This is a genomic window from Streptomyces sp. C1-1 (genome assembly GCF_050214755.1).
GTDB lineage: Bacteria > Actinomycetota > Actinomycetes > Streptomycetales > Streptomycetaceae > Streptomyces.
Genome location: NZ_CP189826.1, coordinates 7,653,463 through 7,665,461, shown reverse-complemented (window position 1 = coordinate 7,665,461; position 11,999 = coordinate 7,653,463). Strand labels below are relative to the sequence as shown.

The window sequence follows — 11,999 nt, the reverse complement described above, 5'->3', positions numbered from 1 at the left end:
CGGCTCAGCCGGCGAGCCCGACCACGAGCCAGATGAACAGCGCGCCCGCGACCGTGCACAGCAGGGTCGAGCGGGCGGGGTGTTCGTGGTGCGCCTCGGGCAGGATCTCGGCGGCGGCGAGGTAGAGCAGTACGCCGCCGAACAGGCCCAGATAGCCGCCGAGCAGGCCCTCCGGGATGGTCACGAAGGCCGTGGAGGCCGCGCCGACCACCGGGGCCGCCGCGTCCGCGAACAGCATGCCCAGGGCCCTGCGGCGGGCGTTCCCGTACAGGCTGGTGATCGTGTACGTGTTGAAGCCGTCCGCGAAGTCGTGGGCGATGACGGCGAGCGCGACCGCCGCGCCCATGCCGCCGCCCACCTGGAAGGCCGCGCCGATGGCCACACCGTCCATCGCGCTGTGGCCGACCATGGCGGCCGCCGCCGTCAGGCCCACCTCGGGCGCCCGGTGGTCGTGCGCCTCGTCGCCGCCGTGGGACGCCTGGCGGCCGGCGAGGGTGCGCTCCACAAGATGGGCCAGCAGGAAGCCGGCCACGAACAGCAGCAGGGCCGCCGGTACGCCGAAGACCTCGTCGCCCGCCGCCCGCAGTGCCTCCGGCAGCAGGTCCAGGCCGACCACGCCCAGCATCAGTCCGCCGGCCAGTCCCAGGACGAGATGGCGACGGTCGGTGACCCGCTGTGCCGTCCACCCACCGACCAGCGTCATCAGGAACGCGCACAGCGCGACGAAGACCGCCATGGGGCCTTGTTATCCGATCAACGGCCGTTTTCGCACATCCTGCGGCCTCGACGGCCCCCCGCGTAAGACGTTTTGTACGAGTTGTTCATGAGAGGACCGATTTTCATGGCCGATGCCTCCACCGGCAAGGTGACCTTCGTCGGTGCCGGCCCCGGCGCCGCCGACCTGCTGACGTTCCGTGCCGCGCGCGCCATCGCCGAGGCCGACGTCGTGATCTGGGCGGCGAGCCTGGTGCAGGCGGAGGTCCTCGAGCACGCGCGCGAGGACGCGGAGATCCTCGACTCGGCGACCATGTCCCTGGAGGACGTCGTCGCCGTCTACGAGCGGGCCCGTGCCGAGGGGCTGCGCGTCGCCCGTATCCACTCCGGCGACCCGGCCCTGTGGGGCGGCACCCAGGAGCAGCTCGACCGGTGCGCCCGGATCGGCATCGCCACCGAGGTCGTCCCCGGTGTCTCCGCGTTCTCCGCCGTCGCCGCGCTCGCCCAGCGCGAGCTGACCATCCCCGAGGTCGCCCAGTCCGTGATCCTCACCCGGCTCGGCGGCGGCAAGACGCCGATGCCGCCCGGCGAGGAGGTGCGGGAGTTCGCCCGGCACGGCACCACCATGGCGCTGTTCCTGTCGGCCGCCCGCAGCGGGCAGCTGGTGCGGGAGCTGCTGGAGGGCGGCTATCCGACGTCCACGCCGGTCGTCGTCGCCTACCAGGCGACCTGGCCGGAGGAGCTGCTGGTGCGCTGCACCATCGGCACCCTGGAGGAGACGGTCAAGGAGCACAAGCTCTGGAAGCACACCCTGTTCCTGGTCGGCCCGGCGCTGGACGCCGAGGGCACCCGCTCGCACCTGTACCACCCCGGTCACTTCCACGGCTTCCGCAAGGCCGACCCGGAGGCCCGCCGGGCCCTGCGCGAGCGCGGGGCGAGTACGTGAGCGGCCCGATCACGGTCGTCGGCACGGGGACGGGCGCACCGGTCCCCGCCGACGTGCTGGCCGGCGCGGGGCTGGTCGTCGGCGGGCGGCGCCACCTGGCCGCCGCGCCGGTGCCGCCGGACGCCGAGCAGGTCGTCCTCGGTCCGCTGGCGCCCGCCCTGGACGTCGTCGAGCGGCACCTGGACAAGGGCGGCCGGGTGGTCGTGCTGGCCTCCGGCGATCCCGGGTTCTTCGGGATCGTGCGGGTGCTGGCCGAGCGGTTCGGGTCCGGGCGGCTGGACGTGCGCCCCGGGGTGTCGTCCGTCGCCGCCGCGTTCGCCCGGGCCGGGCTGACGTGGGACGACGCGGTCGTCGTCAGCGCGCACGGCCGGGCGCTGCGTACGGCGGTGAACGTGTGCCGGGCGCGGCCGAAGGTGGCCGTGCTGACGGGGCCGGGCAGCGGGCCGGCCGAACTGGGGGCGGCGCTGCGCGGCAGCGCCCGGGTCCTGGTCGTCGCCTCCGCGCTCGGTTCCGGGGCCGAGCGGGTGGAGCGGGTGACGCCCGCCGAGGCCGCCGGACGGGACTGGGGGCCGGACGTCAGCGTGGTGCTGTGCCTCGACGAGACGCGCGCGACGGGTGGGGTGCGGACCGTCGCCGGCGCGCCGGCCGGGCCGGAGCTGTGGGCTCTGGACGAGGGCGCGTTCACGCACCGGGACTCGATGATCACCAAGTTCGAGGTACGGGCCCTCGCGCTCGCCCGGCTCGGGCCGCGCCTCGGCGACCTGGTGTGGGACGTCGGCGCGGGCTCCGGCTCGGTGGCCGTCGAGTGCGCCCGGTTCGGTGCCGCCGTCACCGCCGTCGAGAAGAGCCCGGACGGCGTCGAACGGATCCGGGCCAACGCCGCCGCCCATGGCGTGGACGTGGAGGTCGTGCACGGCACTGCGCCGGACGCGCTGTCCGGACTCGACGACCCGGACGCCGTGTTCGTCGGCGGCGGCGGAGCCGCTCTGCCCGCTGTCGTCGCCGCGTGCGCCCGGCGCGCCCGGCGGACGGTCGTGGTCGCCGTGGCCGCGCTGGACCGCGTACCGGCCGCGCGCGAGGCGCTGACCGGTGCCGGGTTCGACTGCGACGGCGTGCTGCTGCAGTCGTCGCGGCTCGCGCCGCTGCCGGGGGACGTCACCCGGCTCGCGGCGACCAACCCCGTGTTTCTGCTGTGGGGGGCCAGAACCCCCGTGTCTGACGAAGGAGTTGCCCAGTGATCGGCCTCATTTCCGCCACCGCGGCGGGGGCGGCGGCACGCGACCGGCTGGCCGCTGCCCGGCCGGACCGCACGCGCGTGTACGAGGGTCCCGTCGGGGACGCCGTACGGGCCGCGTTCGCGGAGTGCGAACAGCTGGTGTGCTTCCTGGCCACGGGGGCGGTCGTACGGCTGATCGCACCGCTGCTGGGCGACAAGACGACCGACCCCGGTGTGGTGTGCGTCGACGAGGGCGGGCGGTTCGCCGTGTCGCTGGTCGGCGGCCACGGCGGCGGCGCCAATGAACTCGCCCGCGAGGTAGCGGAGTTGCTGGGGGCCGAGCCCGTGGTGACCACGGCCACGGACGCGGTCGGACTGGCCGGTCTGGACACGCTCGGGCTGCCGGTGGAAGGGGCCGTCGCGGCCGTGTCGCGGGCGCTGCTCGACGGCGAACCGGTCGCCCTGGAAGCGGAGTCGAACTGGCCGCTGCCCGCGCTGCCGGTCGCCGCGCAGGGTGCGTACACGATCCGGGTGACCGACCGGGCCGTCGAGCCCGGCGAGCGCGAGGTCGTACTGCGGCCGCCCTCCCTCGTCGTCGGCGTCGGCGCCTCCAGGGGGGCGCCGGTCGAGGAGGTACTGGAGCTGGTCGAGGGCGCCCTGCGGGACGCGGGCCTGTCCCCCGCCTCGCTCGCCGAACTGGCCACCGTCGACGCCAAGGCCGACGAGCCGGGGATCGTGCGGGCGGCCGAGCGGCTGGGCGTGCCCCTGGTGACGTACTCCGCCGAGGAGTTGGCGGCGGTCGACGTGCCCAACCCGTCCGCGGCCCCCCTCGCGGCGGTCGGCACCCCGTCGGTCGCCGAGGCGGCGGCCCTCGTGCGAGGAGGCGAACTCCTCGTCCCCAAGCGCAAGTCCGCGGCCAGTCCGGCGATGGCGACCTGTGCGGTCGTACGGCGCCCCGCGCGCGGCCGGCTCGCGGTCGTGGGGCTCGGCCCCGGCGCCCGTGACCTGCTCACCCCGCGTGCCGAGGCCGAACTGCGGCGCGCCTCCGTGCTGGTCGGCCTCGACCAGTACGTCGACCAGATCCGCGACCTGCTGCGGCCCGGCACCCGGATCCTGGAGTCGGGGCTGGGCGCCGAGGAGGAGCGCGCCCGTACCGCGGTCGCGGAGGCCCGTAAGGGGCAGGCCGTGGCGCTGATCGGCAGTGGGGACGCCGGCGTGTACGCCATGGCCTCGCCCGCGCTGGCCGAGGCGTCCGACGACATCGACGTGGTCGGCGTGCCCGGTGTCACCGCCGCGCTCGCGGCCGGGGCGCTCCTCGGGGCGCCCCTCGGCCACGACCATGTGTCCATCAGCCTCTCCGACCTGCACACCCCCTGGGAGGTCATCGAGCGGCGGGTGCGCGCGGCGGCCGAGGCGGACCTCGTGGTCACGTTCTACAACCCGCGCTCGCGGGGCCGGGACTGGCAGCTGCCGAAGGCGCTGGCGATCCTCGCCGGGCACCGCGAGCCGGCGACGCCGGTCGGTGTCGTACGCAACGCCTCCCGCCCGGACGAGTCCGCCCGGGTGACGACACTGGCCGACCTGGACCCGGCGACGGTCGACATGATGACGGTCGTGACCGTGGGCAACACGGCGACCCGCGAGATCGCCGGGCGCATGGTGACGCCGCGCGGCTACCGCTGGCAGGAGGAGCCGAAGTGAACCGTGTGATCCACCCGATCGAGGTGGAGTCCTACCGGCGGCTGCGCGCCCGCCTGGACACCTCGCACTTCCCGCCGCTGACCCGGGCCGTGGTCGAGCGGGTCGTCCACTCGGCCGCCGACCTCGACTACGCCACCGATCTCGTCATGGACGAGGGCGAGTTGGCGAGGGCGCACGCCACGCTGCACGCCGGTGCGCCGGTGGTCGTCGACGTCGAGATGGTGGCCGCCGGGATCACCCGGCGCGAGACCGTCTGCCGGCTCCGGGACGCCGTCGCCGGTCCGGGGCTGACCCGCTCGGCACACGCGATCCGGCTCGCCCACGAGCAGGTCGGCCCGGGCGCGATCTGGGTGATCGGCAACGCGCCGACCGCGCTGGAGGAGCTGCTGACCCTGGACGCCGACCCGGCGCTCGTCATCGGACTGCCCGTCGGCTTCGTCGGCGCGGTCGAGTCCAAGGCCGCGCTGCGCGAGAGCGGGCTGCCCGCCGTGAGCAACGTGTCCGAGAAGGGCGGTTCGGCGGTCGCCTCCGCCGCGCTCAACGCCCTGCTGTACCACCCCACTTCACCGTCCGAGGAGACATCGTGACCACCCCGCCGCCCGCCCTGCTCATCGCCGGTCACGGCACCCGGGACGAGGCCGGGGCCGAGGCGTTCCGCGACTTCGTGCGGGAGCTCGGCCGCCGCCACCCCGAACTGCCCGTCGCGGGCGGCTTCATCGAGCTGTCGCCGCCGCCGCTGGGCGACGCGGTCGCCGAACTGGTGGAGCGGGGCGTGCGCCGGTTCGCCGCCGTCCCGCTGATGCTGGTGTCCGCCGGCCACGCCAAGGGGGACATCCCGGCGGCGCTGTCCCGGGAGAAGGAACGGCACCCGGGGATCTCGTACACCTACGGCCGCCCCCTGGGCCCGCACCCCGCGCTGCTGTCGGTCCTGGAGCGGCGGCTGGACGAGGCGCTGGGCGGGGGCCCCCGCACCCCCGAGGACCGGGCCGACGTGACCGTGCTGCTGGTCGGCCGCGGCTCCACGGACCCCGACGCCAACGCCGAGGTGCACAAGGCGGCCCGGCTGCTGTGGGAGGGGCGCGGGTACGCGGGCGTGGAGACGGCGTTCGTGTCGCTGGCGGCGCCGGACGTGCCCAGCGGCCTCGACCGGTGCCTGAAGCTCGGGGCGCGCAGGATCGTCGTGCTGCCCTACTTCCTGTTCACCGGCATCCTTCCGGACCGGGTGAAGGAGCAGACCGAGGGCTGGGCGGCCGCGCACCCGGAGATCGAGGTGCGGTCGGCCGAGGTCATCGGCCCGGAGCCGGAGCTCCTCGACCTCGTCATGGAGCGGTACCGGGAGGCCGTGCGGGGCGATCTGCGCATGAACTGCGACTCGTGCGTGTACCGCATCGCGCTGCCCGGTTTCGAGGACAAGGTCGGTCAGCCGCAGCAGCCGCACTTCCACCCCGACGACGACGGCCACCATCACCACCACGGGCACCATCACGGCGGTCACGCCCATGCGCACTGAGGACGGCGCCGGGCACGATCTGCGGCACCACGGCGACGCCGAGGTACGGGACGGCGGCGCCGCGCTGGTCGACCTCGCCGTCAACGTCCGCGCGGACACGCCGCCGGCCTGGCTGCGGGAGCGGATCGCCGGGTCGCTCGGCTCGCTCGCGGCCTACCCCGACGGGCGGGCCGCGCGGGCAGCGGTGGCGGCACGGCACGGGCTGCCGGTGGAGCGCGTGCTGCTCACCGCGGGCGCCGCGGAGGCGTTCGTGCTGCTGGCGCGCGCCCTGAAGGTGCGCCGGCCGGTGGTGGTGCACCCGCAGTTCACCGAGCCGGAGGCGGCGCTGCGGGACGCCGGGCACACGGTGGACCGGGTGCTGCTGCGCGAGGAGGACGGCTTCCGGCTCGACGCGGCGGCCGTCCCCGAGGACGCCGACCTGGTGGTGATCGGCAACCCGACGAACCCGACGTCGGTCCTCCACCCCGCCGCCTCCGTCGCCGCACTCGCGCGCCCCGGGCGGACTCTGGTGGTGGACGAGGCGTTCATGGACGCGGTGCCGGGCGAGCGGGAGGCGCTGGCGGGCCGGACGGACGTGCCCGGTCTCGTCGTCCTGCGCAGCCTCACCAAGACCTGGGGTCTGGCCGGGTTGCGCATCGGCTACGTCCTCGCCGCCCCGGAGACGATCGCCGACCTGGAGCGGGCTCAGCCGCTGTGGCCGGTCTCCACCCCGGCGCTGGCCGCCGCGGAGGCCTGCGTGGGCTCGCAGGCCCTCGCGGAGGCCGCGCACGCGGCGCACCGGATCGCCGCCGACCGGGCCCATCTCGTGGCGGGACTGCGCGAGTTCGCCGCGGACGGGCTGCGGGTGGCGGAGCCCGCCGAGGGTCCCTTCGTCCTCGTCCGGCTGCCGAGGGCGGGAGCCGTCCGCAGGCATCTGCGGGACCTCGGCTATGCCGTGCGCCGGGGGGACACCTTCCCGGGGCTCGGCGAGGAGTGGCTGCGGCTGGCCGTGCGGGACCGTGCCACGGTCAACTCCTTCCTGCAGGCCCTGGACCGGGCGATGGCGCTGGCGGGTCCCTGAGCCCCACGGACACGGCCGACACCCCGACGGCCGTGCCGCACGGGCCCGTTGTGGGCAACGCCCCGGCGGGTCGCCTCCGGCGAGCCCGGCGAGGAGCGGCCGCGACCGGTGCTGCGAGACCGGGCCACGGTGCGCAATCACGCCGGCCACCCACCGAGCCCCACGGGCACGGCCGCCGTCACCGACGGCCGTGCTTCGTGGGCCGTTTTCGAATCTCAGGGCACAGGCGTTCCACGCTTCAGCCGACGATCCGCCCGTTCAGCACGATCCGCCGCGGTGCCGCCAGCACTCGTACGTCGGCCCGCGGATCGTCCTCGTACACCACGAGGTCGGCCGCCGCGCCCTCCTCCAGCCCCGGCCGCCCGAGCCACTTCCGCGCGCCCCAGGTGGTGGCCGACAGGGCCTCGACGGCGGGGATGCCGGCGGTGACCAGCTCGGCGACCTCGCCCGCCACCAGCCCGTGGGCGAGGTGACCGCCCGCGTCGGTGCCGACGAACACCGGGATCCCGGCGTCGTAGGCGCCACGCACGGTGTCGTAGCGGCGCTCGTGCAGGCGGCGCATGTGCGCGGCCCACTCGGGGTACTTCCGCTCGCCGCCGGCCGCGAGCTCGGGGAAGGTGGCGATGTTGACGAGGGTGGGGACGATGGCGACGCCGCGCTCGACGAAGAGCGGGATCAGGTCGTCGGTCAGTCCGGTGGCGTGCTCGACGCAGTCGATGCCGGCCTCGACCAGGTCCCGCAGGGAGTTCTCGGCGAAGCAGTGCGCGGTGACGCGGGCGCCGAGCCGGTGGGCCTCGGCGATGGCGGCCTCGACGGCGTCCCGCGGCCAGCTGGGCGCCAGGTCGCCGAGGCCGCGGTCGATCCAGTCCCCGACCAGCTTGACCCAGCCGTCGCCGCGCCGGGCTTCCCGGGCGACGTACTCGACCAGGTCCTCCGGCTCGATCTCGTGGGCGTAGCCGCGCATGTATCGGCCGGTGCGGGCGATGTGCCGGCCGGCCCGGACGATCTTCGGCAGGTCCTCGCGGTCGTCGACCCAGCGGGTGTCCGAGGGGGAGCCGGCGTCGCGGATGAGCAGGGTGCCCGCGTCCCGGTCGGTCAGCGCCTGCTTCTCGGCCACGTCCTCGGGGACCGGGCCGTGCGGGCCGAGCCCGACATGGCAGTGGGCGTCGACCAGGCCGGGCAGGGCCCAGCCGTCGACGGTCCTCACGTCGCGGGCGCCCGCGGGACGGTCGTAGGAGATCCGGCCGTCGATCACCCAGAGTTCGTCCCGGACGTCCTCGGCCCCGGCCAGGATCCGGCCCTTCACGTGCAGCACCGCGTGTTCGCTCATGCCCCGCACCTTAAAACCTGTCCGTCACCGTTCCCACGGCGGCGGTCCCTCGAAGGCCAGGGGGTACACGTCGAACAGGACGGCGGCCTCGACGCCGAGCGCGGGGCCGCCCTGGCGGGCCGCCCAGGTCAGGAAGGGCCGGGGTTCGAAGCCCGCCGCGCCGAGCCCCTTGGTGTACTCGGCGTGGGCGGCCAGGGAGGCGATGCCCCGCTCCAGCGGCTCGCCGGAGACGTCCACGCCGTGGCTGGGCCGCTCGGCGCCGGCGAAGCACACGAAGCGCACGCCACCCCAGGGTTCGAGGCCCTCGTCGGCGAGTTCGGGGAAGATCCACCGGTTGCCCGCGTCCCGGGCCGCGTCGAGCGCCGCGAGGCCCACCGCGCGGTGGTCGGCCTGGTTGACCAGGCCGCCGATCATGCGCACGGTACGGGCGCCCGTGACCAGCGCCTCGGGCCGGTGGCGGCGGATCGCCCGCACGATGTCGCGGCGCAGGGCCGGGCCGTACTCGACGGTCCCGTCCCGGTGGTCGAGGAACTCGACCGTCTCCACGCCCACTTCGCGGGCTCCGGCGCGCTCCTCCGCCTCGCGCAGCGGCCCCGCCTGGTCGGGATGGAGTCCGTCGATGCCCGCCTCGCCGCGCGTGGCCAGCAGATACGTCACCCGCTTGCCCTGCGCGGTCCAGCGGGCCACGGCCGACGCCGTCCCGTACTCGATGTCGTCCGGGTGGGCGGCCACGGCCAGGCAGCGCACCCAGTCCTCCGGCAGCGCGGCCAGGGGCGCGCCGGGGCCGAAGCCGGTGGGCTCGTCGTGAGTCGTCATGGCCCGAATGATGGCGGTTGCGGCCATGTGAGCGACAGGGGAATGTATGTCCCCGTTTCGTACGCCCGTGTCAGCCGCTGTCGCCCACCTGGTCCGAGGTCTCCTCCTCCACCTGTGCCATCGCGGGATCGAGCAGCCGGGAGAGGAAGTGGCGGGTGCGCTCGTGGCGCGGGGCGCCGATGACCTGTCCGGGGCTGCCGTCCTCGACGATCACCCCGCCGTCCATGAAGACGACCCGGTCGGCGACCTCGCGGGCGAACGTCATCTCGTGGGTGACGACCATCATGGTCATGCCCTCGTCGGCGAGCATGCGCATCACCGCGAGGACGTCGCCGACCAGCTCCGGGTCGAGCGCCGACGTCGGCTCGTCGAAGAGCATCACCTCGGGCCCCATGGACAGCGAGCGGGCGATCGCCACCCGCTGCTGCTGCCCGCCGGAGAGGGAGGCGGGGTAGGCGTCCGCCTTCTCCGACAGTCCCACCCGCTCCAGGTTCTCGGCGGCGATCTTCGCGGCCGCCGCCTTGTCCCGGCGCAGCACCCGGCGCTGGGGCAGCGTGAGGTTCTCGGTGACCGTCAGGTGCGGGAAGAGGTTGAACTGCTGGAAGACCATGCCGATACGACGGCGTACGGCGTCGATGTCGACGTCCGGATCGGTGAGTTCGGTGCCGCCGACGAAGACCTGCCCCTTGGTCGGCTCCTCCAGGAGGTTCACGCACCGCAGCAGCGTCGACTTGCCGGAGCCGGAGGGGCCGATGACGCACACGACCTCGCCCTGCCGGATCTGGAGGTCGATACCGCGCAGCACCTCGTTGTCGCCGAACGACTTGTGCAGGCCCCGGACGTCGATCTCCGGAGCGTCCGCGGGAAGCTGCTCGCTCATTTGACGGCCTCCTGGGCCTTCGCCTCCATACGGCGCACGACGAAGCCGAGCGGGATGGTCACCAGCAGGTAGCACAGGCCGGCGACGAGGATGGGCGTGGAGTTGGCGGTCGTACTGGCCAGGTCGCGGCCGTACTTGGACAGTTCGCGCTCCTCCAGGGTGACGCCGAGGAACAGCACCAGCGAGGAGTCCTTGAAGAGGAGGACGAGTTCGTTGGTCAGCGGCGGGAGGATGATGCGGAACGCCTGCGGAACGATGATCGAGACCATCGCGCGGGCGGGCGAGAAGCCCAGTGAACGGGCCGCCTCCATCTGCCCCTTGGGCACCGCCTGGATGCCGGCGCGGATGGTCTCCGCCATGTAGGCGGCGGCGACCAGGCCGAGCGCCAGGGCCACCTTCCCGTAGGTGCCACCGACGATCTCCGTGCCCGGGAAGGCGAGCGGGACGGCGACCCCGATGAAGATGAAGATCAGCAGCGCCGGCAGACCGCGGAAGATCTCGATGTAGACGCCGGCGAGCCACCGGTACGGCCCCACGGAGGACAGCCGCATCAGGGCGATGACCATGCCCAGCGCCAGCCCCACCACGAACCCGGACAGCGTGTACAGCACGGTGTTCTTCAACGCCAGCGTGATGACGTCCGGGAACATCTGCTTGGCGATGCTGCCCTGCGCGAACTGGTTCTTCAGCCGCCCCCAGTCCGCCGAGACCGCGAAGGCGATCACGGCGGCGACGAAGACGACGTACTGGACTCCCCGCGACAGGCTGCGCTTCTGACGCCGGGTCAGCCCCTTCTTCTTCGGCTGGAGCGGTACGTCGGTGGCGGTCATGAGGCGGACGGGGAGGCCGCGGCGGCGTCGTAGGGACCGATCCACTTCTCGTACAGCTTCTTGTACGTGCCGTCGGCCTTCGCGTTCTTGATCGCCTTGTTGACGGCGGCGAGGAGCTTGGTGTTGCCCTTCTTCACCGTGAAGCCGTACTGCTCACCGGTGTTGATCTGGCCGGCGAGCTTGAAGGCGTTCGCGTTGGCCTTGTCCTTCAGCCAGCCCTGAACGACCGGGTAGTCGATGACGACGGCCTTGACCTGGCCGGTGCGCAGACCGTTGAGGACGGCGTCGGAGGACTCGAAGGAGACCGGGTCGAAGCCCTGCTTCTTGGCGTAGTCCTCGCCGGTGGTCTGCGCCTGGGCGCCGAGCTTGACCTTCTTCGCCTTCGCGTCGGCGAGCGAGGTGATGCCGCTGTTCTTGTCGACGAGCAGGGCCTGGGTGGCGTCGAAGTAGGGGTCGGAGAAGTCGACGTTCTTCTTGCGCTCGGCGGTGATGGTCATGCCGGCCGCCGCCAGGTCGCACTCGCCGGAGTTGAGGAAGGCGCCGGTCTTGAAGTTCTCGAAGGGCGTGTCGAGGATCTGCTGCTTCACCCCGAGGTCCTTGGCGACGAGGTCGATCATCGACACGTCGAAGCCCTGCACCTTGCCGTCGATCTCCGACTGGAACGGCGGGTAGGGCAGATGGGTGCAGGTGGTGAGCTGACCGGCCTTGACGAGCTGGACCCCGCCGGCGGCGGTCTTGCTGCCGCTGCCGCCGTTGCCGCTGGACGTGCAGGCGGCCACGAGCACCAGCCCGGCCGTGGCGGTGGTGGCGGCCAGGACGCGGGTCCGGCGCCCGGAGAACGTTGTCACGGGGTGGCCTCCTGTGTGGGAACTGTGGGTTCCGATTATAAGGAGAAGTTTGGGTCTCTCAAACCAAACCGATGGTCATGAGGCTGCCCGGCCTAAGAAGTCGCAAGCGGCAGGAGTCCACGGGAGGGTCACGAGGGGCGGATACCCT

Annotated in this window: 12 protein-coding genes; 6 read left to right on the top strand and 6 right to left on the bottom strand. The window is 73.7% G+C overall.

Annotation, left to right across the window (positions count from 1 at the left end):
• Window positions 1-4: 4 nt before the first annotated feature.
• A complete protein-coding gene (locus tag ACQF4J_RS34815) occupies window positions 5-736 on the bottom strand; it encodes a ZIP family metal transporter (protein WP_351569639.1) in 732 nt (243 codons plus the stop codon).
• Window positions 737-841: 105 nt separating this feature from the next.
• Between ACQF4J_RS34815 and cobM the strand changes: the two genes are divergently transcribed.
• Genes cobM through cobC form a run of 6 tightly spaced genes read left to right on the top strand, consistent with a single transcriptional unit; the run spans window position 842 to window position 7,147 of the window.
• Window positions 842-1,660 (top strand): precorrin-4 C(11)-methyltransferase, encoded by an 819-nt coding sequence (gene cobM, locus ACQF4J_RS34810; RefSeq protein WP_351569636.1) that lies wholly within the window; start codon window positions 842-844, stop codon window positions 1,658-1,660.
• A complete protein-coding gene (gene cbiE / locus ACQF4J_RS34805) occupies window positions 1,657-2,898 on the top strand; it encodes a precorrin-6y C5,15-methyltransferase (decarboxylating) subunit CbiE (RefSeq protein WP_351798425.1) in 1,242 nt (413 codons plus the stop codon). The genes cobM and cbiE overlap by 4 nt, the downstream gene beginning before the upstream one ends.
• On the top strand, window positions 2,895-4,577 hold the full coding sequence (cobJ, locus tag ACQF4J_RS34800) for a precorrin-3B C(17)-methyltransferase (protein ID WP_427167605.1): 1,683 nt from the start codon (window positions 2,895-2,897) through the stop codon (window positions 4,575-4,577). The genes cbiE and cobJ overlap by 4 nt, the downstream gene beginning before the upstream one ends.
• On the top strand, window positions 4,574-5,164 hold the full coding sequence (locus ACQF4J_RS34795) for a precorrin-8X methylmutase (protein WP_351798430.1): 591 nt from the start codon (window positions 4,574-4,576) through the stop codon (window positions 5,162-5,164). Before cobJ ends, ACQF4J_RS34795 begins: the two co-directional genes overlap by 4 nt.
• Complete coding sequence (locus tag ACQF4J_RS34790) at window positions 5,161-6,087, top strand: sirohydrochlorin chelatase (protein ID WP_351569624.1); 927 nt, start codon at window positions 5,161-5,163, stop codon at window positions 6,085-6,087. Before ACQF4J_RS34795 ends, ACQF4J_RS34790 begins: the two co-directional genes overlap by 4 nt.
• On the top strand, window positions 6,077-7,147 hold the full coding sequence (cobC, locus tag ACQF4J_RS34785; RefSeq protein WP_427167604.1) for an Rv2231c family pyridoxal phosphate-dependent protein CobC: 1,071 nt from the start codon (window positions 6,077-6,079) through the stop codon (window positions 7,145-7,147). Before ACQF4J_RS34790 ends, cobC begins: the two co-directional genes overlap by 11 nt.
• Before the next feature lie 238 nt (window positions 7,148-7,385).
• On the opposite strand, the gene ACQF4J_RS34780 is transcribed toward cobC, so the two are convergent.
• The 5 genes from ACQF4J_RS34780 to ACQF4J_RS34760 all read right to left on the bottom strand — a co-directional run bounded on the left by ACQF4J_RS34780 (window position 7,386) and on the right by ACQF4J_RS34760 (window position 11,851).
• Window positions 7,386-8,477 carry an amidohydrolase family protein gene (locus ACQF4J_RS34780; protein WP_427167603.1) on the bottom strand — a complete coding sequence of 364 codons (1,092 nt, stop codon included), beginning with the start codon at window positions 8,475-8,477 and terminating at the stop codon, window positions 7,386-7,388.
• 24 nt (window positions 8,478-8,501) lie between these two features.
• A complete protein-coding gene (locus ACQF4J_RS34775; protein WP_427167602.1) occupies window positions 8,502-9,293 on the bottom strand; it encodes a PIG-L deacetylase family protein in 792 nt (263 codons plus the stop codon).
• Window positions 9,294-9,363: 70 nt separating this feature from the next.
• Entirely contained in the window at window positions 9,364-10,173 is an 810-nt protein-coding gene (locus ACQF4J_RS34770; protein ID WP_351798444.1) for an amino acid ABC transporter ATP-binding protein, read from the bottom strand.
• Complete coding sequence (locus ACQF4J_RS34765) at window positions 10,170-11,003, bottom strand: amino acid ABC transporter permease (protein ID WP_427167601.1); 834 nt, start codon at window positions 11,001-11,003, stop codon at window positions 10,170-10,172. Before ACQF4J_RS34765 ends, ACQF4J_RS34770 begins: the two co-directional genes overlap by 4 nt.
• Window positions 11,000-11,851, bottom strand: a complete 852-nt coding sequence (locus tag ACQF4J_RS34760; RefSeq protein WP_351569607.1) for a transporter substrate-binding domain-containing protein — start codon at window positions 11,849-11,851, stop codon at window positions 11,000-11,002. The genes ACQF4J_RS34765 and ACQF4J_RS34760 overlap by 4 nt, the downstream gene beginning before the upstream one ends.
• Between the last annotated feature and the right edge of the window lie 148 nt (window positions 11,852-11,999).

What these genes read in the sequence shown, in the direction of transcription:
- cobM (WP_351569636.1), top strand. Translation starts at nt 842, where the DNA reads ATGGCCGATGCCTCCACCGGCAAGGTGACCTTCGTCGGTGCCGGCCCC.
- cobC (WP_427167604.1), top strand. Translation starts at nt 6,077, where the DNA reads ATGCGCACTGAGGACGGCGCCGGGCACGATCTGCGGCACCACGGCGAC.
- ACQF4J_RS34770 (WP_351798444.1), bottom strand. Translation starts at nt 10,173, where the DNA reads ATGAGCGAGCAGCTTCCCGCGGACGCTCCGGAGATCGACGTCCGGGGC.
- ACQF4J_RS34765 (WP_427167601.1), bottom strand. Translation starts at nt 11,003, where the DNA reads ATGACCGCCACCGACGTACCGCTCCAGCCGAAGAAGAAGGGGCTGACC.
- ACQF4J_RS34780 (WP_427167603.1), bottom strand. Translation starts at nt 8,477, where the DNA reads ATGAGCGAACACGCGGTGCTGCACGTGAAGGGCCGGATCCTGGCCGGG.
- ACQF4J_RS34775 (WP_427167602.1), bottom strand. Translation starts at nt 9,293, where the DNA reads ATGACGACTCACGACGAGCCCACCGGCTTCGGCCCCGGCGCGCCCCTG.
- ACQF4J_RS34815 (WP_351569639.1), bottom strand. Translation starts at nt 736, where the DNA reads ATGGCGGTCTTCGTCGCGCTGTGCGCGTTCCTGATGACGCTGGTCGGT.